The organism is Deltaproteobacteria bacterium (assembly GCA_016180855.1).
Taxonomy (GTDB): Bacteria; UBA10199; UBA10199; order JACPAL01; family JACPAL01; genus JACPAL01.
In genome coordinates this window covers 281,086-302,895 of record JACPAL010000002.1, presented here as the reverse complement: position 1 = coordinate 302,895, position 21,810 = coordinate 281,086, and the positions used below count along the sequence as shown (strand labels likewise).

19 protein-coding genes are annotated in these 21,810 nt (G+C 52.0%); 3 read left to right on the top strand and 16 right to left on the bottom strand.

Features of this window, described 5'->3' with window-relative positions; genetic code table 11:
* The first annotated feature begins 52 nt into the window (after positions 1 to 52).
* Both HYT77_01495 and rpsT read left to right on the top strand, forming a co-directional pair.
* Complete coding sequence (locus HYT77_01495; protein MBI2066674.1) at positions 53 to 736, top strand: queuosine precursor transporter; 684 nt, start codon at positions 53 to 55, stop codon at positions 734 to 736.
* 64 nt (positions 737 to 800) lie between these two features.
* Positions 801 to 1,121: a 30S ribosomal protein S20 gene (gene rpsT / locus HYT77_01490; GenBank protein MBI2066673.1), complete on the top strand. Its 321-nt coding sequence runs from the start codon at positions 801 to 803 to the stop codon at positions 1,119 to 1,121.
* A gap of 10 nt (positions 1,122 to 1,131) precedes the next feature.
* On the opposite strand, the gene holA is transcribed toward rpsT, so the two are convergent.
* The 15 genes from holA to trpE form a co-directional block, all read right to left on the bottom strand.
* Entirely contained in the window at positions 1,132 to 2,037 is a 906-nt protein-coding gene (gene holA / locus HYT77_01485; GenBank protein MBI2066672.1) for a DNA polymerase III subunit delta, read from the bottom strand.
* Positions 2,034 to 4,463 (bottom strand): leucine--tRNA ligase, encoded by a 2,430-nt coding sequence (locus tag HYT77_01480; GenBank protein ID MBI2066671.1) that lies wholly within the window; start codon positions 4,461 to 4,463, stop codon positions 2,034 to 2,036. Before HYT77_01480 ends, holA begins: the two co-directional genes overlap by 4 nt.
* Before the next feature lie 68 nt (positions 4,464 to 4,531).
* Complete coding sequence (locus tag HYT77_01475; protein ID MBI2066670.1) at positions 4,532 to 4,987, bottom strand: hypothetical protein; 456 nt, start codon at positions 4,985 to 4,987, stop codon at positions 4,532 to 4,534.
* Between the two features lie 17 nt (positions 4,988 to 5,004).
* On the bottom strand, positions 5,005 to 5,574 hold the full coding sequence (locus HYT77_01470) for a hypothetical protein (GenBank protein ID MBI2066669.1): 570 nt from the start codon (positions 5,572 to 5,574) through the stop codon (positions 5,005 to 5,007).
* On the bottom strand, positions 5,571 to 6,131 hold the full coding sequence (locus HYT77_01465; protein ID MBI2066668.1) for a hypothetical protein: 561 nt from the start codon (positions 6,129 to 6,131) through the stop codon (positions 5,571 to 5,573). The genes HYT77_01470 and HYT77_01465 overlap by 4 nt, the downstream gene beginning before the upstream one ends.
* Positions 6,132 to 6,199: 68 nt before the next feature.
* Positions 6,200 to 6,979 (bottom strand): tryptophan synthase subunit alpha, encoded by a 780-nt coding sequence (locus HYT77_01460; protein MBI2066667.1) that lies wholly within the window; start codon positions 6,977 to 6,979, stop codon positions 6,200 to 6,202.
* Positions 6,967 to 8,145 (bottom strand): tryptophan synthase subunit beta, encoded by a 1,179-nt coding sequence (trpB, locus tag HYT77_01455; GenBank protein MBI2066666.1) that lies wholly within the window; start codon positions 8,143 to 8,145, stop codon positions 6,967 to 6,969. Before trpB ends, HYT77_01460 begins: the two co-directional genes overlap by 13 nt.
* A gap of 48 nt (positions 8,146 to 8,193) precedes the next feature.
* Complete coding sequence (locus HYT77_01450; protein ID MBI2066665.1) at positions 8,194 to 8,808, bottom strand: phosphoribosylanthranilate isomerase; 615 nt, start codon at positions 8,806 to 8,808, stop codon at positions 8,194 to 8,196.
* A gap of 28 nt (positions 8,809 to 8,836) precedes the next feature.
* The gene (trpC, locus tag HYT77_01445) at positions 8,837 to 9,661 is read right to left on the bottom strand and encodes an indole-3-glycerol phosphate synthase TrpC (protein ID MBI2066664.1); all 825 of its coding nucleotides are present in this window, start codon (positions 9,659 to 9,661) and stop codon (positions 8,837 to 8,839) included.
* Positions 9,662 to 9,704: 43 nt separating this feature from the next.
* A complete protein-coding gene (locus HYT77_01440; protein ID MBI2066663.1) occupies positions 9,705 to 10,253 on the bottom strand; it encodes a hypothetical protein in 549 nt (182 codons plus the stop codon).
* A gap of 155 nt (positions 10,254 to 10,408) precedes the next feature.
* Entirely contained in the window at positions 10,409 to 13,012 is a 2,604-nt protein-coding gene (locus tag HYT77_01435; GenBank protein ID MBI2066662.1) for a hypothetical protein, read from the bottom strand.
* Complete coding sequence (locus HYT77_01430) at positions 13,009 to 15,147, bottom strand: hypothetical protein (protein ID MBI2066661.1); 2,139 nt, start codon at positions 15,145 to 15,147, stop codon at positions 13,009 to 13,011. Before HYT77_01430 ends, HYT77_01435 begins: the two co-directional genes overlap by 4 nt.
* A gap of 181 nt (positions 15,148 to 15,328) precedes the next feature.
* Entirely contained in the window at positions 15,329 to 16,336 is a 1,008-nt protein-coding gene (trpD, locus tag HYT77_01425; protein ID MBI2066660.1) for an anthranilate phosphoribosyltransferase, read from the bottom strand.
* On the bottom strand, positions 16,333 to 16,899 hold the full coding sequence (locus HYT77_01420) for an aminodeoxychorismate/anthranilate synthase component II (GenBank protein ID MBI2066659.1): 567 nt from the start codon (positions 16,897 to 16,899) through the stop codon (positions 16,333 to 16,335). The genes trpD and HYT77_01420 overlap by 4 nt, the downstream gene beginning before the upstream one ends.
* Before the next feature lie 77 nt (positions 16,900 to 16,976).
* A complete protein-coding gene (trpE, locus tag HYT77_01415; protein ID MBI2066658.1) occupies positions 16,977 to 18,425 on the bottom strand; it encodes an anthranilate synthase component I in 1,449 nt (482 codons plus the stop codon).
* Between the two features lie 64 nt (positions 18,426 to 18,489).
* On the opposite strand from trpE, the gene HYT77_01410 reads away from it, so the two are divergent.
* Entirely contained in the window at positions 18,490 to 20,850 is a 2,361-nt protein-coding gene (locus tag HYT77_01410; protein ID MBI2066657.1) for an MMPL family transporter, read from the top strand.
* On the opposite strand, the gene HYT77_01405 is transcribed toward HYT77_01410, so the two are convergent.
* Entirely contained in the window at positions 20,797 to 21,798 is a 1,002-nt protein-coding gene (locus HYT77_01405; protein MBI2066656.1) for an ROK family protein, read from the bottom strand. The two genes, HYT77_01410 and HYT77_01405, sit on opposite strands and share 54 nt — an antisense overlap.
* Between the last annotated feature and the right edge of the window lie 12 nt (positions 21,799 to 21,810).

Here is a 21,810-nt window from a genome sequence, read left to right as displayed (position 1 = left end):
GTAAAAAATAAAATTCAGGATTTGATATTCTACCCCCCCTTCATACATAAGAATGTCTATGGACAGGCCTTACAAATACTACGATTTATTGATGGCAACCTTCGTCACGATCCTTCTTTGTTCCAACATCATCAGCGCCTCAAAGGTCGCCTCAATTGGCGGATTTGACTTTGGGGCTGGAATCCTTGTTTTTCCCGTCAGCTATATTTTTGGAGATGTCCTGACCGAGGTGTACGGTTATGCCCGGTCACGACGAGTCGTCTGGAGCGGTTTTGGGGCGCTCCTCTTTGCCTCCCTCTTTAGCTGGCTTATCGTGAAACTTCCACCGGCCAAAAACTGGCCCTATCAAAATGCCTATGAAACCATCTTTTCCATGACACCTCGAATCGCCCTCTCTTCACTCCTCGCCTTCTTTGCAGGAGAGTTCTCCAATTCCTATATCCTTGCCCGAATGAAGATCCTGACGAAAGGCCGCTTCTTATGGATGCGAACGATCGGTTCTACCTTCGTCGGGGAAGGGGTCGATTCTCTCATTTTTTACCCGCTCGCCTTCTGGGGGCTCTGGGAAAACGAGCTCGTTCTCAAGGTGATGGCGACCAACTATCTCCTGAAAGTTGTCTGGGAGGTCGTTCTAACACCGGTCACCTATCGTTTTGTTAATTTTCTTAAAAAAGCCGAACGGGAAGATTTCTTTGACCGCCGTACCGATTTTACCCCCTTTTCACTCAAGCTGTAGAGCCCCCGGGCGGGAACTCTTCGATTGACTTTCCCCTCCTTCCCAAGTATCCGTCCCCTCCTCTATGGCAGAACAGAAACAGGCACAGGCCGCAAGTCAGAAAAAGAGGAAGCTCGTCAAGGGAAGGCATCGCTCCGCCATCAAGAGACACCGGCAGAGCCTGAAGCGAGCTGAGCGGAATCAAAGCGTCATGTCGGAGATTAAGAATACGATGAAGAAGGTTCTCTCTGCCGTCCAAGCAAAAAATAAGGCGGGTGCCGAGACCTCCTTGAGAGAGGTGATGTCCCAACTCTCAAGGGCCGCCACCAAAAAGATTGTCCACCGTGGCTATGCCTCAAGACAGACCTCGCGTCTGTCGAGTCTTGTCTCCTCGTTACAATCCTGATTCGTCTTTCCTACTGACAAAGGTTGAGAAGAAGTTTCTCCAACAGGATTTTCTGCGGCAAGGGGGAGCTCTTCAGATCCCAATCAATCCGGAAGAAACGTTCGTGCGCCTGCATCAGTTTTTCATGGGAAAAAGAAGAGGCCTGCCTCTGATACTGAGGAAGAAAATAAGGGGGTGCCCCCTGTCCGGTTTCCTTTACCTTTTTGAGAATACGAAAGTGTCTCGCCAGAAGCGCCAGGAGCCCCACCTCCGACTCTCCAGACAGCGTCATTTGCCGGAAAAGCTGAAGTGCCCGGGGGAGATTTTTGGAGCCAACTGCATCACTTAGTTCAAACAGGCTCTTCCAGGTGATCGACTCACAACACTCCCGAGCGAGCTCCAGGCTGATCTCCGGCTGATCCGGCATAAGCAAAAAAGCTTTCTCGAGTGTTGATGATAACAACCCAAGCTCCGCCCCATACCTCTCCGCGAGAAAACTTGCAGCCGCCGGACTGACCTGTTTTCCTCTTTTCTCACACTCCGCCTTGATCCAGGCTGGAATCTCACGAGGGTAAAGGGCCTTAAGCTCCTGCCACTTTGCCACAGAGACGACTTCCTGCCAAAAACTGATTTTGCGGTCGAGCTTCTCGGCAACAAAAACAAGCTCCCCTCCGTTCACCAATTCCTGGACATGCCCCTTCAGTCTCTCCAGTTCCTCTTTCCGGATATCCTCCGCCCCACGCACGATCAAAACAGCTTTTTTTGAAAACAGAGAGAGAGAACGGGCCGATTCGAGGAGATCACGAGCCTCCAGTTCATCACCTCCCATGACCCGCATGCTGTCAGGTGTCACCAACTCCTGGCCAAGAAGTTTCACCTTGAGATTTTTTAGGGACCGCTCTGTCAGAAAAGGGTCTCCCGTCAGGACGTAAATCACTGGACCACCAGATTCATGAGGCGATTGGGAACAAAGATCGTCTTTACAACCTTTTTTCTGGCCAGGTGTTTAACGACGTTTTCCTCTTTCAAGGCCAGCTCCCGAACCGCCTCCTCGGACAACCCAACAGCAACTTCAAGCCGCGCACGCAGGGTCCCGTTCACCTGAACGACAAAGGTCACTCTCTCCGCCCGAACCGCCTCCTCTTCATAGGAGGGCCACGAGGCGGTACTGACCAGCTCCTGGCGGCCCAAAAGGCGCCAGAGCTCCTCACAAAAATGGGGGACAAAGGGGGTGAGCAACAGGATGAAAGTTTCGAGGCTCTTCTTCGAGGGAACAATTTTTGAGTCATGAAAAAAATTGTGCAGTTCCATGAGCGAGGCGATCGCCGTGTTAAAATGGAATTCTTCAAGATCCCCGGTCACCTTCTTGATCGTCTGGTGAACCTTTCTCTTTTCTTCCGGGGATTCCCGCTCGGCAAACTCTCCCTTAGAAATAAGCCGGTCCATCAGGGTCCAGACCCTTCTTAAAAAACGCACCCCCCCTTCCACACCGGATTCACTCCAATCAAGATCCTTTTCCGGAGGAGCGGCAAACAGGGAGAAGAACCTGACGGTATCCGCACCGTATTTTTCGATCAACGCATCCGGATCAACAACGTTCCCCTTCGACTTGCTCATCTTGGCCCCATCCTTGATCACCATCCCTTGCGTCAGGAGGTTTTCAAAAGGCTCGCTCAGATGGTGCCAGCCGATATCCCGAAGCACCTTTGAAAAGAAACGGGCATAGAGGAGGTGAAGCACCGCATGCTCCACACCACCAATGTATTGATCGACCGGCATCCAGTAATCGACCTGTTTTGGATCGAACATCCCCCGGTCATGATGAGGCGAGCAATACCGGAGAAAATACCAGGAGGATTCCATGAAGGTATCCATCGTGTCGGTCTCCCGCGTCGCCGTCCCGGGACAGTTGGGACAGGGTGTCTTAAGAAAAGATTCCACCTTTTTGAGCGGCGACCCGCCAGTCCCCGTAAACGCGACATCCGTCGGAAGAACAACCGGCAGGTCCTTCTCAGGCACCGGAACCTCACCGCAATTGGGGCAGTAGAGGATCGGAATCGGTGCCCCCCAGTATCGTTGACGACTGATCCCCCAGTCACGAAGCTTGTAGATCGTCGATTTCTCTCCGCAGGATCCCAGACTCGCCACAATCTGGCCCTTCGCCGTTTCGGAGGGGATTCCATCGAACCGCCCGGAATTTGCCATGACACCCGGTTCAACATACGCCTCTTTCATCGTTTGAGGATGAAGCGGTTCCGTGGCGGAAGGCTGGATCACGACCTCAATCGGCAGACCATATTTTCTGGCAAACTCAAAATCCCTCTGGTCGTGCGCCGGGACCGCCATGACGGCCCCGGTCCCGTACTCCATGAGGACAAAGTTGGCGGCGTAAATTGGCAGACGGCGATTGTTCAGCGGATGGAGACAGGTGGCGCCGGTAAAAACCCCCTCTTTTTCATACTCTCCCGCAAGCCTTTTGGTGCGATCGATCCTGGCAACCTTCTCAATAAACCTTCTAACCTCTGCCTCCTGAGAGGCGCCTTTGGACAGTTCCAGAACAAGGGGATGTTCCGCAGCAAGTGAAAGAAAGGTGACTCCAAAAAGGGTATCCGGTCGTGTCGTAAAAATTTCTATCGATTCCTTTGGGCTCTCCTCGATGGGAAAGCGAACCATCGCCCCCTCACTCTCCCCAATCCACTCCCGTTGCATCGCAAGAACCTTTTCCGGCCAGCCCTTGAGTTTATGGGTCTCTTCACGAAGTTCCCTGGCATACGCGGTGATCTTCAAAAACCACTGCTCCAAGGGGCGGAGCAGGATCGTCGAATCGCAACGCCAGCATTTTCCCCCCTCCACCTGCTCATTGGCCAGAACGGTCTGACAGGAATCACACCAATTGACGAATGACCTCTTCTTGTAGGCCAATCGTTTTTCGTAGAGCCTCAGAAAGAGGAGCTGCTCCCATTTGTAGTAATCCGGTTCCGAGGTCGCTATCTCGCGGTCCCAATCGTAGGAAAACCCCATCCGTTGGAGCTGACTCTTCATCGTCCGGATATTCTGTTGGGTCCATTGAGCGGGGTGGGTTTTGTGGGCAATGGCCGCATTCTCCGCAGGCATCCCGAACGCATCCCAGCCCATCGGGTGAAGGACGTTGAACCCCCTCATCCTCTTGTAGCGAGCGACTACATCGCCGATCGAATAATTTCGGACATGCCCCATGTGGATTCGACCGGAGGGATAGGGAAGCATCTCAAGACAATAATATTTCTTGCGGGAAGGATCTTCTGTTACCTTAAAGACCTTCTGCTCTTCCCAAACGTTCTGCCATTTCGGCTCTATTTCGTGAGGATGGTAGAGGGTTGTCATCAACCGCTTTTTTAGCGGAAAGAAGAGAAGGCGCAACTGTTTTTAGCAGAATAGATTTGGCGAAATATTTAACTCCAAATCAGGTGAACAGGAGGCATCCAGAAACATTCTCTTATCCCAGAAATAACCCCCACACCCGCCTCGAATGAGATACCAGGAGAGAAGGACAAAACGGAGGTATAAAAATTAACCATATCGACCTCATAATCGTAGATAGTCCTCGCTCCTCTTTCAACTCCACCCTCCCTAACAGCCTCTACAACCCTTCCGAAAATGGAGGGGCACGTCAGGTCGCTTTGATAAAATTGGTAAGCTCTTGACGACCGAAGACCGAGCGCAAGTCTGAGTGGATCCCTCTGCCCTAACAACGCCCTGAGCTCCCGAGCAACCTCTGCTGCTTCCCCCGGCTCCAAGACTTTGAGAAAAACCCCAGGAATCTTACTCCTCTCGTCCAAGACCCGCATGAGGGATTGAGCTCCCTGCGTTAAGTAACCTAGAACTTGTGTTCTGGAATCAACAACCATGTTTGTTGTTTAACTCCTTACTCTGTGTGTCTTATCTGGGAGAAAATTCCTGTTAATACGAGAACTCCCACTAGAGCTGCCATCGGGGCAGCAGTCCCGCCCTTCCCCAAACGAGCAAGTGATTCGATCTCGGCCACGATCTGCAGGCGTAACTGTTGCAACTCGTAGGCCCTTAATTTAAGTCTTTGACCCAACTGGTACGCCGCCCCACCGACCGGATGGGTAAAAGAGCGGGCCAGGAGATCTCCCTCATCAGCCCACGGAACAAGATGGCCAAATCCCGCAAACGTCCTGTGGAGCCTTCCAGAGGCGCCCTCTCCGCCGGAGAAACTGCGTAACGTTTCGACGATGCGGTGCATCTTTGCCTCATGCAGGACCGCCACAGCCGGTTCGGTAAACTCCTGATCCAACTTTGTAAAATGAACCCACCCACCACGGAGCGGACGAGGTCGAGGCCGATTCCAATCATCCCCCCAGTTCGCCTCTTCGATCTCATCACCAAGCCAGGAGGCGTATTCCCCTGCCTCTTCACAGAGGCGGGCAAGTTGTTGGAGGCTGTCGATCGACATCAGTGAAGTTATCGTCACAACGCCCCTCTTGTTGCGCAAGAAACTCCACCTGCAAAAACCGACAAGGTCCCCGGCTGCAAAAACTCGGGACGGGTCTCGCGGGCAAAGGTGAGAAGGGCCCCTAAAATTTGGCCCAGATCAAATCTGCGAACGCGATCCGCTGACTGCCGCCAGGCGGTGTAAAGACACAGATTGTTATCCAAATTTCGGACAGGCCGGCAACGGGTTAAAAGGTCACCGATCGTCTGATAAGCGGATATTTGATCCGAGGCATCCAGCGTTGAGGCGGCCTCGCTGAAGAGACGATCCAGATAACCAATATAAAGTGCCAGCTCTTCCCTTTTCACGGTGGGATTTCGTGTTGGATCAAACCGACCGAGAACCGTTGCCAAATCCTCGTGGGCCTGGCGGTATCTGCTCAAGAGTTGTGCCCTGAATTCCTCTGTCAAAGGCTTCTCACGGACCAACGGTAACAGCTTGTCGCAACTCACAGAGGCAATAATTTGAGAGAGGTTGTGGAGGCTGTCGTGTAAAACACCTCTGACAGGAAACGTTTTGCTGCCGATCAATCCCATGGGTTTATTTTCGGTCAAAACAAGGAAAAGTTGTGGGTGGCGGTGGGGGCAGGCATTTAGGCCTGCCCCTAGATCTTTCCGATTGCACTCAAAAAAGAGCCCGCGGCACGAAGGGGGTGAGATGACGATGAGATCCTCCTCACCAACTCACTCCCGATAACAACACCATCGGCAAGGCGCGCGACCTGTCTCGCGTCAGAGGGGGATTTCACACCAAAGCCAACGGCAATCGGAAGACCTGTGTGGCGACGTATCAACGCCACGTGGCCTTTGATCTCCGGCCGGTTTTTAAGTCGTGAACCGGTCACACCGGTCATTGAAACGAAATAGATAAATCCCCTCCCCCTCTTGGCGACAAGCCGGATCCGTTCCCTTCCTGACGTGGGGGCCAGGAGATAAATCAGATCAATCCCAACCCTCTTTAACTCACGATCCAATTCGAGAGATTCTTCAGGGGGGAGATCAACCACCAATGTCGCATCAACCCCGGCACGCGCGGCATCAACCGCATAACGTCGGAGACCGTAGGAGAGAATCGGGTTGTAATATCCCATGAGCAAGATCGGAATCTCTGTCTCTCTTCGAACGTCTCTGATAAGGCCGAGGATCTTTTTTAAACTTGTCCCGGCAGCGAGTGACTTCTCACTCGCCCTCTGGATCACCGGACCATCCGCCATCGGGTCGGAAAAAGGGACACCGAGTTCGATGATGTCGGCCCCCACCTTTTCGAGGGCCAAGATCAGCTTCTTGGTGATGTTAAGAGAAGGAGTGCCGGCCACAATAAACGGAATCAGCGCCTTTTTTTTCTGCGCTTTAAGCTCCCAAAACTTTAAATTTATGCGTGACATAACCCCAAATACCTCGCTGCTGTCGCAAGATCCTTATCCCCCCGTCCGGAGAGATTGACCACAATGACCTTGTTTCGGGGCAGACGTCTCGCAAGGCGACCCGCGTAATAAATAGCATGGGATGACTCAAGCGCCGGGATGATCCCCTCTGTCTCAGTCAAAAGAGAAAATCCCTCCATCGCCTGTCGGTCGTTGACCGTCACATAGTGAACCCTGCCGGTTGTTTTTAGAAAACTATGTTCCGGTCCTACTCCCGGATAATCGAGACCGGCAGAAATGGAGTGGGTCTCATTCACCTGCCCTTCGCTGTTTTGGAGGAGGTACGACTTGGAGCCATGAAGCACACCAACCCGCCCCTTGCAAAGGGTCGCCGCCCCAGCCGCCTCAACCCCAAACATTCTGACATGACGCTCTTTCAAAAAAGGATAAAAAAGACCGATCGCGTTGGAGCCTCCTCCCACACAGGCGATGAGATAATCAGGGGTTTTCGTAAGCTGCCTTTTTGTCTCTTTTCCGATAACCGATTGAAAATCACGCACCATGGTCGGGTAAGGATGAGGACCGGCCACAGAGCCGATGCAATAATGCGTCGTCCGGATATTCGTGATCCAATCGCGAAGCGCCTCATTGAGGGCGTCCTTCAGGGTCCTTGAGCCTGACAAAACCGGGATCACCTTTGCACCAAGGATTTTCATCCTGAAAACATTCGGCGACTGGCGCTGGATGTCCTCTTCTCCCATGTAGACCTCGCACTCCTGTCCCAGCAGGGCGGCCATCGTCGCCGTTGCTACACCATGCTGCCCCGCTCCCGTCTCGGCAATGACCCTCTGCTTCCCCATCTCTTTCGCAAGCAGACACTGACCGAGCGTGTTGTTGATCTTGTGGGCGCCCGTGTGGCAGAGGTCCTCCCTTTTCAGAAAAATCTGGGCCCCTTTCAGTTTTTCAGAGAGATGTCGCGCATGATAGAGCGGCGTTGGACGACCGACGTAGGTCCGGGCCAGCTCATGGTATCTTTTTTTGAAAGAAGCTGACTTGGCTACCTTCTCGTAGGCCAACTCGAGTTCCTTCAAGGCCGGCATGAGTGTCTCGGCGACGAATTGGCCACCAAACGTACCAAAGTGACCTTTCATTAACGCCCCCTCCCAATAATTTCTCTTTTTCCACATACCCCCCGAACTCCCCTCTCTTAATGTAAGAGAGGGGCCGGGGGTGAGTTATGACACACCCTTTGCCTTCGTAATAAACTCCTCTAACTTGAACCGGTTCTTTCTCCCCGGTGTCTCCTCGACACCGGTTGCCACATCAACTCCCGCCGGTCGGACCACACGAATCGCGGTCTGCACGTTCTCCGGCGTCAGCCCCCCCGCCAGGAAAATCTTGCCGAATTCCTTTGCCTTTCGTGCCAACTCCCAGTTCCCAGTAACACCGGTTCCACCGTACATCTTTTCGATGCAAGAATCGACGAGGAAGTAATCACAATGATATTTTTTCATGAGTTCAAGATCTGCTTCACTTCTCAGGCGAAACCCCTTCCAATGCGGGGTAGCAAACTGGTCACAGTAGGAGGGGAGTTCATCCCCATGAAACTGGACGTAATCAAGGGCAAGGTCCACAGCGATATCCCGAACCTTCTCATACGCCTCATTCACAAAGACCCCGACCCTCCAGACAGAGGGGGGGAGATCCTCCATCATTTTCTTGGCCTGCCCCGGCTGGATGAAACGTGGTGAATCGGGCCAGAAGTTGAATCCTAAGGCATCGGCACCAAACTCCACCGCATCGAGGGCATCATCCAAATTAGTAATGCCGCAGATCTTGACCTTAACCATATATCCCCTCCCTCACCCTCCCCTTAAATTAAGGGGAGGGACAGGGTGGGGATAATAAGCCCTTTAGGGCTTGTCCCGGCTCTTTTTCTCGAAGCAACGACTCCCCTATCAAAAAACAGTTCACCCCCACCTTTTGCAATCTTTCAACCTCTTTTCTTGTTGAAATGCCCGATTCGGAGACAAGAAGCGATTCTTTCGGGGCCTTCGGGGCGAGCCGCTCCGTCACCGCAACATCCGTCTTCAGGGAATCGAGATCACGGTTGTTGACACCGATCAGTCCGGCACCCGACGAAACGGCACGATTCAAATCGTTTTCATCGTGAACCTCCACGAGCGCCGCCATCCCCAGACCGTGGGCCAAGGCAAGATAATCCTCAAGCTGGGAGCCCTCCAGAAGGCGCACAATCAAGAGAACCGCATCAGCACCGGCTCCTCGTGCCTCATAAATCTGATACTCATCAAAGATGAAGTCTTTCCTTAAAACAGGCAGCCTGACGACCTGACGGACCTTTGTGAGATCCGAGAGATCCCCTTGAAAAAAATGCCGATCGGTCAGAATAGAGATCGCGGAGGCCCCGTTCTCTTCATACATTTGTGCGATGCCGATCGGATCATACTCCGGTCGAAGGAGCCCTGCCGACGGAGAGGCCTTTTTTATCTCGGCAATGATCCAAGCCTTGTTACCCTCTCCCCTTGCGGGAGAGGGGGGACCCGAAGGGTGGGTGAGGGAATCCGCAAACCCCCGTGCTCTCTCTTGATCCTCCGCCTGGAGCCTTACATCTTTAAGAGATCTCTTTCTCTTAATCGCCTCCAGTTCTTCCTGTTTGTATTTTAAAATTTTACCCAGCCACATCGTTAACGTGTCTAACAGTTTGTTGAGGATCTATCCCAAAAAGTCAATGAACCGTTTGAGACGGTGATGGGGGAACACCAATCCAGGTAACTGTTGTCTTCTTGATCCAGGTCTTATCCTTGGTGTGGTAATAATGGCTTTTCAGCAGGAGGATCGACCCATCCTCCATCCGGACTGAACCGCTCTGGTAATTCGGTATCTCTAATCGATTCTTCAAATGATCCTGCCCCTCCCTCGTTTCACCGAGGGGCGGCCGCTTCACCCTCTGTTTTTGCGCCGCCTCTTTGTCCCACAACTCCAGTTCAACCTTCTTTAATTGAAACATCCGCCTCACCCCTTCAAAATCGAGATTGGTCGTAAAGACGGCAATGGTTGGTTTGATGATCTTCGGGGCGAGAGCCCCCTCTCCTTCCTTTTTAGGAACGCCACGAATCGGAAAAAAACCGTCCTTGGCCTCAAGACTCATCTCCTTTTCATATCTAAATTCCCGTGAGAGATATCTCTTCCGGAATCCTTCGACCGGATCCCCAGCACCCCACAGGGGAGGTGTGAGGAGATTTAAAAACATCCCGATCAATAATAAAAATCTCACCAGGGAACCCCTAATAATGCAAATTTTCGGGCACCCCGAAAAACGGCCCAGATGCAAGGCGCCCTCAAGGCCGCGACCGGAGGGTACTTTCGTGGTACGTGAGGACACGGCCGAAGCGGGCAACACAGCAGATGGGTAGTTTTTCGAGGTGCCCATCACCAACAAGACCCCCTGATCGCCTGCCGGAGACAAGAACAGCCTTCCCCCATCAACAGGCACTGATGATCCGCTATCACCCCGTCGTCTGGATGCATACAACACCCCTCAAAGACTTCTTCATTAGGAGTAAGAACAGGGCAACCACAGTATCCCCCCTCTTCACAGGCATCATTGTCTCCATCGGGGAGGCAGACCTCCTCCCCCCTTGCCAGGCGGCAACAGATCATCCGCCCCACATACGGATCGCAATGGTCGTAGTGTTCCAGATACGCCCGCAACACCTCCTCCTGAACCTCGTCTACCGACCCACCAAGATCCCACCGGATGAGATCAATATCATTCATATACAACGTCCCGATTGTCGTAAACCAACCGACCGGGCAGTCGATCACGTCAGAACCGACAATCTCACTCTCACCGCCCGCCCCCTCCTCCGGCGTACAAAACGACTCGGTCGGACGCTCCTCACACCACTCCTCGCAAAACCCCAGACCGGGTGATTCATCACACCTCGTTCGACAATAACCCGCAAAGTTCCTCTCACAACGGCGATCACACATATCACTCCGAGGAGTCGCATTACAAATAGACTCGCAATACCCTGGGGAGTCACTCACATACCGGCACCGACTCCAACAAAAATCAGGTGAGAAATCGTCCCGGCAGATCTCATCACAAAACGGAAGCCCGTAGTTATCCCCACGCCGGCAGATATTATCGCAGAACCGGTAGGTATGATTCTGCAGACAGAGGTCATCACAATAGCCAAGACTCCCGGAACTCCCACAAGCATCGACACAAAAATCAGAGGTCTGGTATGAACGATCCGTCTCACAATCCCCTCTTCGAGTCGCCTCCCCCGCCTCACACCGACCCCCTGTTGAAAGCCGGCAGTCTTCCTCTACATCCCTATTGGTGATCCGCTCACAGATCCCATTGCCATCCCGTCCCCCCTCAAAATGGTCCCAGCACCAGTTGGCACACTCCGATGGGATGAGATCAGCGAAGGTTGGATTTGCCATCGCCTCCACACAGGATTCAGGGGGGTAGTTCTGATTAGGGAAGTTGTTCGGGTCATTCGGGCCCTGAAAGTTGCCGGGGTAGTCCCAGTCAAACCCTTCGGCAGGGGCCTCATATTCAGAGGAACCGCCGGGTCCGCCCTCTACGTCCGGGCTCTCAAGATAATCATGATGGAGATCGGCGTGGGGACTGATCGCCAACGTGCCATCCCCTCCTCCCCCACTTCCAATCCCGTTTCCACCCCCCCTTCCCAGCAATCTGTTGTTCAGCTGCTGCAGGAGGGCCACCGCATCCGTGTTACCCAGTTCCTCTCCAATACAGAAGACCAACATATTCCTGGACGCCTCCTGATCGTTGGGTGATAAGCGACCACTGGAGTGCTCAAACATCCAGTCAACACACCCAAGGATTTCGTTCTGTTGTTCCGGGGTCAAAGACGTCCAAAAAAATGTGTACACATAAGATTCCTGAAGTCTTTCAGCAAGATTGTTACCTCCATCAACAAGGAGATTCGCAAAAATATTTTCATAAGAATTCTCTACATACCGCATCTCCGCCGGCAACATTCCCCGAACCCCGGGAGATAGAAAATGAAAGGCAATGATACCAACCATGGAGGCGGACATCTCATCCTCATAATTGAGCACCGGATCAGGAGGCGAGATGAAATTGTAATCAAAAGCGGGGCTCGTAAAATCCTCAAAAAGCCCGCGGGTCCAATGAAACAGGATATGCGTTGTCTCATGAATCGAGATCCCCATGACAAGCGCGAGCAGGTTTGGGTTGGCAAACTCTCTCTCAATCACAAAACTGTTCAAGTGATGGGTCGATCCCCAAGTGCTGATCAGATTGGCCCAGTTTCCCTCCACCCGGTGCCCGATAAAATCACAGAGCCCGGTCAGTTGGGGTGGACAGACCGGAAACCCGATAGGGGACATCACATGGGCCACGAACCGGGAGGCCATCCAGGTATCCTCCACCCACCGTCTGAACAGAGAACCTTCCTCCCCCACCTCCTGAGGATCTCCATTCGCCAAGGCAACCTCAATGATATCGGCAATAACAGCGGCCGTATTCGAGACCGTCAGTGTCTCCACACCAGACCAGGGGAACGGTGACTGAGAGGCTTCCGCCGGATCGGCATAAAGATCTGGAAGGATGAAATCGGCAAGAGTTGTTTCCGACCCCGTATATTCTTCGACAGAGACCAGATGATTGCCACAACCGATCGGATTTTCAATACGACGCGGAAATGAAACATCCCTCCACGCCTCCTCCGCCCGATACCGGGTCGGTCTCCTCATCCAACATCGGTTATAGGTCATCCCCCCCTCAATGATCTCCTGATCATTGCAACAAACATCCACTGCCGAGAGTCCCCAGAAATTCCCGCCACAGATCTCACGGTGACAGTCGTTTTCACGCAGGATTGGATCGTCGCCCCGGGATTGGACCTCTTCTGTTCGACACCCCGATTCCTCCTCATCATGGAACAGGTTCAAACGGGGAGGGATCTCCATCGCTGTCGCGATCCGCGAGATCAAAAAAAGTGTGAGGAACAAAAAGAGAGCCCTCTTCATTCTACGTCTCCCTCAAACCGGAACGGTTGCGGGTCATCCGACATCTCTTCAGGGGTGGGGGAGGAATCCTGCATCCTCTGTTCCCCCTCCCTCATCTGCTGCATTCGCCCGGCATCCGGTTGAATCACCTCAGCCTGATCGCTCGCGAGGCGAAACGCCTGGTCCTGACCATTCACCATCATCCGTGCCGGTGGCGTGAGCGTCGGCCCCTTCGCATGGTAGAGCGCCAGCATACGCGCCAATTCCGGATTCCGTTCGTTCCGGAGTGCACTGTAGATCGATCTCATGTTGGCGCAAAAGGGGCCCAAAAAAATCCCGCCATACCCACGACACCCCTGTGGATACAAAAACCGTTCCCCCATTGTCGCATCGACCACACGGGAGTTCCGATTCCCCGGCGTCGCACGCGTGATCGATCGGATAAACCCCTCCTTCTCCATTTTAAATGTCTTGTCGGCATACCCCATCCAGCGCAGATGCGTGAAGACCGCCGCCTGTGCCATCACGGCAAGCTCCTCCTCGTAGAGTGCCTCCGGGTTGTTTGGCCAACCGATCATCCGGTTCATCTCCAGCTCCCTTTGAAAATAGGCATGAACCAATTGATGAGCTATCAACGAGGCGATCACGGGGCTGTAACCATCCGGTGACCGATAACCGACGTTCCCATGGATCGCACCGATCGTCTCCCCACGATCCCGGAGCTGGTACCCCTGAGCGGTCTCATACGCCCGCTCGTAGATTCCGCCACCCCGCCATTCCCCATAAGAAAGGAAACATCTTCCCGCAGCCCCCCAGAGCCCCTCCCCATGAACATTATAATGAGAGTCGGCCTCTTTCGCCCGCTTGCTGTGGCAATCGCTCGCTATCTCGGATTTGACACAAAGCAGCCGTTCCTCGTGGCGGTAATCGACGAGGGAGCCGCCGGCTAACTCACGACAGCTCCGGATCTCGATCCTTCTTAACCCAAACAGGGAGCGGAACCGCTGCCGCGCCCGGCAGGTCGCATCGGTACAAGCTCCCCACTCCACGCGCGAGAGCATCTTGTTTAAGATTGTCCAGATATTCACGACAATCTCTGCTATCCCCCGCTCGTTTACGGTCAACCCGTTTCGAACATCCCCCGGGACTCGCGGATAGATATTCCCAAAATCCCTCCGCGCTATTCGGGACCCTAAATCGTCCCGGACAAATTCGAGCAGGGTTCGGTGATGGTCAAGCCACTCCACGTCCATCGCCTGATCTCTTCCAGTGGCCGCCCAGCTTCGACCCCTAAAAACGGGGTTCGATTGGTAACCACCGTTCCTGGCAATCTCCGCACAGGTAAATCCCCAGGTGAGATGATCCAGACTATACGGGATATCCAGAAATTGCGGAGGGGTTGCATAAACAAGATAAGGATCCGCCTCGTCCCTTCCATACCGGTTGGTCGCATTCATCCGGAGGGAGAGCCGGTTCACCGCCTCGGTTCTTAATCGGTCTCCCGTGAGGTTCTCTGCCAATTGGTGAAAAAGGTACCGGCCAAACAGGAGGCTTTTTCCATCATCGATATAGTTCCTCCAGGACCAGCGGAAATGGAGGGGGTTATTCGGTGGAGTGCTGAAAGAATTCTCACGAACGCTTGGGCTCTGAAGCGCCGTATTGTCCCAAAACCGGCCCTCCCCCCACGGGTGACAGTTCGTTGCATATTTGGGAGAGCCAATGAGAAATGATTTTCCATCCGCCGGAACGGAACCACAGCCCCCTTCTGTCCGACAGCGATCAATAATCCGGGCCACTCTATAACTGCCCTGATTTCCCGCCCCCACATTTGGATTAAATTCTTCTGCTCCGCCTAACCCCATCTGCCTGCGGTAGGCAATCACCTCATCCTGACCGCTGCAAAAGTAGGATGGATCGGGATTTCCCCCTCTCCCATTCCCCAGACCACCGTTCAAGATCGAGGCCTCCGGTAAAATCTCTTCAAAAAGAAACTGCGGCGTCTTGATCTGGTTATACCGGATCTCGCTCACGCCTTGGCCGAGTGCCGGAGAGATTGTCGTTGGACGTTGCGAATCTTGACCTGCTCGAAAAGATTGTTCCGCGAGGAGAGGTCTTACTAACAAAAAAAGGATGAAGAAGATCTGGCCTAGCCTCATAAAGCCCCTGTATAGATAGTCAAATGAGCAATAGACATGCCAAGGCTTTCCCAATGCCGATCTGTAAGTTATTACTATAACAAAAGAAAATGGGTTGGTCAAAATCCAAGAGATAGACCTTATTATCAAAATGAGAATGGTTTCTCAAAGTGATAAGGGGTGTGTTGAAAAATAGCTTTTCTCATTCATTCGTTATCTCTATAAGTTTTTTTAGACAACCACGCGCCCTGCCTTGGTCCAACGCATGATTCGCCAGCATCAATCCCTCCCCAAACTCCTTAACCCGGTTGGCAGCGATGAGCGCCGCCGCAGCATTCAGAAGGACCACATCCCGCAACGGAGAAACATATCCCTCCAGCAATCCACGCAGGAGATTGGCATTATAGGAGGCATCGCCCCCCTGAAGGTCTGAGGGGTGGCACAGCTCCAGGCCAAAATCGCGTGGATCCACCGAGTATTCACGGATGATATCGTCCCACAACTCAACAATATGGCTTTTTCCGGTAAGCGTCAGTTCGTCCATCCCGTCCTCTCCATGAACCACAAGGGCATGCTTGAGCCCGAGCCGCTTCAGTACCTCCGCATACCTCTTCATGAGGGAACGATCATAAATCCCCACAACCTGAAAGATCGGCTGGGCGGGGTTCGCCAGCGGACCGAGCAGGTTGAAGATTGTCTTGCCAACTTTTTTTCGTGCCGAGGCAACATTCTTCATCGCCGGGTGATAGCGCGGAGCAAAAAAGAAGCCGATCCCCGCCTCCTGAATCGAACGCCTCATGACCACCGGCTCTACATCGATCCGAACCCCCAACGCCTCCAAAACATCGGCACTGCCGGACCTCGAACTGACCGCCCGGTTTCCATGCTTGGCAACGCCCACTCCGCAACCAGCCACCACAAAGGCGGCGGCAGTGGAGATATTGAAAGAGCCCTTTTCATCCCCTCCGGTGCCGCAGGTGTCGACCAGATTGTCCGTTGGAACATTCACACGAACAGAAAATTCCCGGAGTACTGTGGCAGCCGCCAGGATCTCCTCTGGATTCTCCCCCTTCTTACGAAGCAATGTAAGAAAATTAACAATCTCTTCCTCAGCCACCCTCCCCAACATGATCTCTTTCATGGCCGAGACCATTTCGGCGTCGGTCAAGGAATCACCTTGAGACAACTTTTCAAGGAAGACTCTATTCATCTCATCTCTAGAAAATTCTTAAGCAATTTTTTGCCCTCGATCGTCAAGATCGACTCGGGATGAAACTGCACCCCTTCCACGAACAGTTTTTCGTGACGAACCCCCATAATCTCCCCCTCCTCGGTCCAGGCGGTGATTTTCAGGCAATCAGGAAGTGATTTTCTTTCGATGACGAGCGAATGATACCGGGTCGCTTCAAAGGGGTTGGAAATGTTTTGAAAAAGGGTCTTTCCATCGTGGTGAATCATCGAGGTCTTGCCATGCATCACCTTCTTTGCACGAACAATTTTGCCCCCAAACGCCTGGCCAATCGATTGATGACCGAGGCAAACACCGAGCAACGGAATTTTGCCTGAAAATTCTTTTACGGCCGCAAGGGAAATCCCCGCCTCATTCGGGGTACAAGGTCCCGGTGAGATCACCAAATGGCCCGGCTTCAGGACACGAATCTCTTCAATGCCTATCTCATCATTCCTGAAAACCTTAACCTCTTCCCCTAGTTCCAAAAAATACTGAACCAGGTTGTAGGTAAAGGAATCATAGTTGTCGATGACAAGGAGCAAAACAGGCATCCCTTTCTGTTCTCATAACTCACCCCCCGTCCCCCTCTCTTACACTAAGAGAGGGGGGTTGGGGGGCGTTATGAACCCTCGATCGCCTCCATCATCCCTTTCGCCTTATTCAAACACTCCTGATATTCCTTTTCAGGATCCGAATCGGCCACAATCCCTGCTCCAGCCTGCACATAAACCTTTCCTTTGTAAAAAGAGGCGGATCGGATCGTAATCGCCATGTCCATATTGCCATTCGTTGAAAAATAGCCGACGCAACCGCCGTAGAGCCCGCGTCGCACCGGTTCGAGCTCCTCAATAATTTCCATCGCCCGCACCTTGGGAGAGCCGGTCAATGTGCCAGCAGGAAAGGCGGCCGATAAAAGGTCAAAGGCGTCTTTTCCCTCCTGCAGTTCAGCGAAAAGATTGGAAACAATATGCATCACATGGGAGTAACGCTCGACCCTCATCAACTCATCCACCGTGACACTCCCCGGTTTGGCAACACGTCCCAAGTCGTTTCGACCCAGATCAACCAGCATGATATGCTCCGCCCTCTCCTTGGGATCGGCCAGAAGCTCTTTCTCAAGTTGTAGATCTTCCGAATGAGTTTTCCCGCGAGGTCGTGTTCCGGCAATGGGGCGAAGCGTCATCTTCCCTTCTTCCAGCCGCACCATTGTTTCCGGAGAGGCCCCGACAATCTGCTGCTCCCCCAATTTAAGATAAAAAAGATACGGCGAAGGGTTAATGCGTCGGAGTCTTCGATAAACAGCAAAAGGGTCGGTCTTTCCCCTCGCTGAAAATCGGATGGAGAAAACCGTCTGCGTCACATCACCCGCAAGAATGTACTCCTTGATCCTTTCAACCTTTTTTTGGAATTCAGCTTGAGAAAGACTCGCCTTCCAGGAAAGTTTTTCCCCACCACTCAAGGTAATTCCTCGAGGTCTTTTTTGAATCTCCTTTAAAACAGTTTGAATGGCCTGGCGCCCGCGTCGGTAGGCCTCCTGATCTGAAAGCCCTGCGGAAGGAAAAAAATGAATCTGCAAGTTATGATTCAGCCTGTCATGAACCAGCAGGATCTCCGGCTTGAGGAAACAGAACTCAGGGAGAATCAGATCAGGAGCTGATTTTCCGGGCAATCGTTCAAAAAAACGGACCGCATCGTAGGCAACATAACCAACCGCACCCCCTAAGAGGGGAGTTTTTTGGTGAGACACTTGATGGAACGGACCGACAAAGCGTCTCAGGACTTCCAGAGGATGTGGGGTTGAAATTTTTTTCTTCTGACGCCCCTCCTCAATCTCCACCTCGTTTCCACGACATCGAAAAACCGATGAGGGGGAAAGGCCGATAAACGAATATCGCCCCCATTGTTCTCCTCCCTCGACGCTTTCCAGCAAGAAGGCATACTTTTGATTCTTCCAGCGGGAAAACAGAGAAACCGGGGTCTCAAAATCAAAGGGAATCTCAAGGACAAGAGAGGCCTGAGGATCCTGTTGACGGATCCTTCGAAAAGCATCCAAAGAGATAAGAGGCATAAGACATTTTCTCACGGCAAATCGATAAGTTGTCAATCAGTAAAAAATCTGAGATTAGTTTTTTATGGTCTCGAGACTCGTCACAAGATTCTGGCCGTTCATCCTCATCGTCTCACTCGCCCTTGGCGGATTGTCCCTCATCCCGACTATCAATCTCTACAAAAAAATCAGCACTGATCCGGTCGATCTTCTCTCTCCTCATCATCCCAATGTCAAAACTCTCCATCAAATTCGTGAAGCCTATCATGAAAGGATCACCATTGGTATCGTTCTCGAATCAGCCGATTCCGAAAGAGCGATCCATTACATGAAGGACCTTGCAGGTCGTCTTAAAAGCCTCCCTTTTGTGCATGAGGTCCACTATCGAAAAGTCGGTTACGACTTTTTTGACCGAAACAAACTCCTTTTTCTTGACCGGGAAGACCTTCAAAGCATTCGGGACCGGATTGACCGGCGGATTCAGAAGGAAAAACTGGGTGGCTTTCTTATCGACCTGGGAGGAGAGGAGGAATTCAGTTTTTCTGATCTAGAACACAAATATCGTGAGGAATATTCAGAGGCGGCACGGAGTGAATATTACACTAATGAAGAGGGAACACTCTTTACGATGTATGTTCAATCAACGGAATTCGATAACAATCTCGCAGCCAGTTCGACTTTTTATGATCACCTGTCTGAATTTATGGAAGAGGAACGGCCTTCCCAAAAAGAGCCAACCATTAAACTTTATCTGGCCGGCCCCAGCAGAGTCCTTGAATATCGTGCCCTCATTCGAGACCTGAAAGTCGCTGGGCTTATTTCAGGACTCGCACTTTTCCTGCCTCTCCTCATCCGCTTCAGAAGTTTGGTCGTTGTTCTTCTCATTTTTCTGCCTCTCCTTCTGGGAATTCCACTTGGTTTTTCTTTTGGATCCCTCTTTATTCAGAAACTGAGTGTCATCACCTCTTTTCTTTTTGCCATTCTGGGAGGGTTGGGAATTGAGAGCGGAATCCATCTGTTCAGCCGTTACCACAATTTGCGATCTTCAGGGGAAAACGTGGAGCGGGCGATTCATCATCTCTATCGCGAAATGGGTCGACCGATCTTGACCTCCGTCGCCTCGGTCGCCATCACCTTTCTTCTCCTCATTGTGAATCAGTTCCGCGGTTTTTCTGAATTCGGGCTGATTGCAGGTACCGGGCTCATTCTCCTTTTTATCCTCTATTTCTCTTTTTTCCCGGCACTCATCCTCCTTGTTGAAAAAATAGGTCTGTTAAAAATACAAAAAAAAGAACTGCGTGGATTTAATGTTCCGGTTCCAAAAAAACGAGGGTTTCATATTCTTTTCGCAAGCTTCCTCCTCTTCAGTCTTTACTCGTTCTTCTCCCCGTTCCGGGTCGGTTTTGAATATGACTCAAAAAAAATACGGGCCGACATTCCTGAGGTTCGCCTTGCCAAGGAGAAACAACACCAGACCTCCACACGCGTTAACAATCCTGCCGTCACCATTGTAAAGTCCCGGGAAGAGGCAGACGCCCTCAAAGAAACGGTTCAGACGCTCAAAAATCAAGCAGGACCAAAAACCGTGATTGATACAACCCGTTCTTATTATGATCTCGTTCCGGCAGATCAGGACCAAAAAATGCAGCTCGTGAACGAAATGAAGGAGATGCTTTCCGACCCGACCATCAAGCTCGTTAAGGGAGAGGACAAGAAAAAATTGGACGAATTCAAGGAGGTTTTAAACAGAACAAGACCTTTTTTGGAGTCCGAGGTTCCCCATGAGCTTAAAGAACTCATGCAAGGTTCTCTCCCCGATGGCCAAACGCTCTTTTTTATCAACGCCCTTCCACGGCTCCAGTTAGACGATGGTCGAAACGCCATTCAGTTTGCCCACGAAGTCAAAGAGATCAAAACCCCTGTTGAAACTCATTACCCCTCCAGCAACGCCATCATTTATGGCACCGTCCTGCAAACGATGTTTGACGATGTACCACGAATTCTTCTTCTCTCTCTTTTACTCGTTATGACCTTCGTCTATCTGGATTTTCGCAAGATGCCAGAGACCGCCCTCGTGGTCACCTCCATCGTAATGGGAGTTTTTTGGTTACTGGGACTCATGACCTTCTTCGACATTAAACTCAATTTCTACAACATGGTGATCCTTCCGACCGTCATGGGAGTCAGTATTGATAACGCCATTCATGTCATGCATCGTTATCGCGAACTAGGGCGTGGCTCCCTGAAGACCGTCCTGCGTGATACCGGCGTTGCCTGCCTCCTCTCCTCTCTGACTAATGCCGGTGGCTTTGCAGGGCTTCTTTTCTCGATACACAAAGGACTCTTCTCGATGGGACTCCTGGCCGTCTTGGGGATTGGAACCTGTCTCCTTTCAACCCTTGTCTTCCTGCCGATGATGTTGAAAATTCTGGAAAAACGCAGCTGACCCGCCGATCAATCCCGCCTCATCTCCCAATGTGGATTGCTTGATCTGAATCCGACTGGCGGTCTCCTTGTAGGTCCGGAGGGCTGTCTCTTTTTTCATAGGACCGACAAAAAAATCCCAGGCGCGACTGACACCGCCCGCTAAAATCACCGTTTCAATCCCCGTAATATTGACAAGCGAGGCAATTCCGATACCCAAATGGTAACCCAACTTCTGAAAGACTGCATGGGCGTAAAGATCACCCTCCTGAACCGATTCGTAAAGCCTGGCCACCGTCACCTTCAAAAGACCGCCAAACCGTTCAAGAAGTTTGTCCCTTTCCTTATTCTTCACTTTATCATGTTCAATGCCGTAGAGAAGCCCCGTTGCCGAGGCATACATCTCCCAACAACCGTGGCTCCCACAGTTGCAAGGGCGCCCCTCGGACTCAATCACCATGTGACCGATTTCTGCCGCAAAGCCGCTGTCCCCATGAAAAATAGATCTGTTACAGACCAGGGCGCCGCCAATACCCGTGCCTAGCGTCACAAGAATAAAATGTTCTAATCCCTTCCCTGTACCCTTCCAGCCCTCTCCACGGGCGATCATATGGGCATCGTTATCAACGACCACCGGGCAGGAAAACCTCTTTTCAAAATAAGAGCGCGCCTCAACCGACTTCCAGTCTGGAAAATGAGGCGAACAATAAACAACCCCGGTTTTTTGTTCGACAATTCCGGGGATACCCAGAGCCAGAGCGTAAGGGCGACCCAGTGAATTCTTCTGTATCAAAGAGTCAATGCCCAAGGCGATCTGTTCAAGGCCGATCTCTTTCTTCTCCTTCGAAAGCGTTGGGATTTTCTCAACTGCTAAAACCTCACCCTTAGCGGATACCGCCCCAACGCGAAGATTGGTACCGCCCAGATCGACCGCAATAACGGTCTCTTTTGAAAATTCAGTTTTTTTCATACCTTTGAACTT

Excerpts from the sequence above, each read along its gene's own strand:
- HYT77_01460 (MBI2066667.1), bottom strand. The coding sequence starts at position 6,979 with ATGTCACGCATAAATTTAAAGTTTTGGGAGCTTAAAGCGCAGAAAAAA.
- HYT77_01435 (MBI2066662.1), bottom strand. The coding sequence starts at position 13,012 with ATGAAGAGGGCTCTCTTTTTGTTCCTCACACTTTTTTTGATCTCGCGG.
- HYT77_01465 (MBI2066668.1), bottom strand. The coding sequence starts at position 6,131 with ATGGGATTGATCGGCAGCAAAACGTTTCCTGTCAGAGGTGTTTTACAC.
- HYT77_01450 (MBI2066665.1), bottom strand. The coding sequence starts at position 8,808 with ATGGTTAAGGTCAAGATCTGCGGCATTACTAATTTGGATGATGCCCTC.
- HYT77_01495 (MBI2066674.1), top strand. The coding sequence starts at position 53 with ATGTCTATGGACAGGCCTTACAAATACTACGATTTATTGATGGCAACC.
- trpB (MBI2066666.1), bottom strand. The coding sequence starts at position 8,145 with ATGTGGAAAAAGAGAAATTATTGGGAGGGGGCGTTAATGAAAGGTCAC.
- trpE (MBI2066658.1), bottom strand. The coding sequence starts at position 18,425 with ATGCCTCTTATCTCTTTGGATGCTTTTCGAAGGATCCGTCAACAGGAT.
- HYT77_01430 (MBI2066661.1), bottom strand. The coding sequence starts at position 15,147 with ATGAGGCTAGGCCAGATCTTCTTCATCCTTTTTTTGTTAGTAAGACCT.
- HYT77_01480 (MBI2066671.1), bottom strand. The coding sequence starts at position 4,463 with ATGACAACCCTCTACCATCCTCACGAAATAGAGCCGAAATGGCAGAAC.
- trpD (MBI2066660.1), bottom strand. The coding sequence starts at position 16,336 with ATGAATAGAGTCTTCCTTGAAAAGTTGTCTCAAGGTGATTCCTTGACC.
- HYT77_01475 (MBI2066670.1), bottom strand. The coding sequence starts at position 4,987 with ATGGTTGTTGATTCCAGAACACAAGTTCTAGGTTACTTAACGCAGGGA.
- HYT77_01405 (MBI2066656.1), bottom strand. The coding sequence starts at position 21,798 with ATGAAAAAAACTGAATTTTCAAAAGAGACCGTTATTGCGGTCGATCTG.
- HYT77_01410 (MBI2066657.1), top strand. The coding sequence starts at position 18,490 with ATGGTCTCGAGACTCGTCACAAGATTCTGGCCGTTCATCCTCATCGTC.
- rpsT (MBI2066673.1), top strand. The coding sequence starts at position 801 with ATGGCAGAACAGAAACAGGCACAGGCCGCAAGTCAGAAAAAGAGGAAG.
- trpC (MBI2066664.1), bottom strand. The coding sequence starts at position 9,661 with ATGTGGCTGGGTAAAATTTTAAAATACAAACAGGAAGAACTGGAGGCG.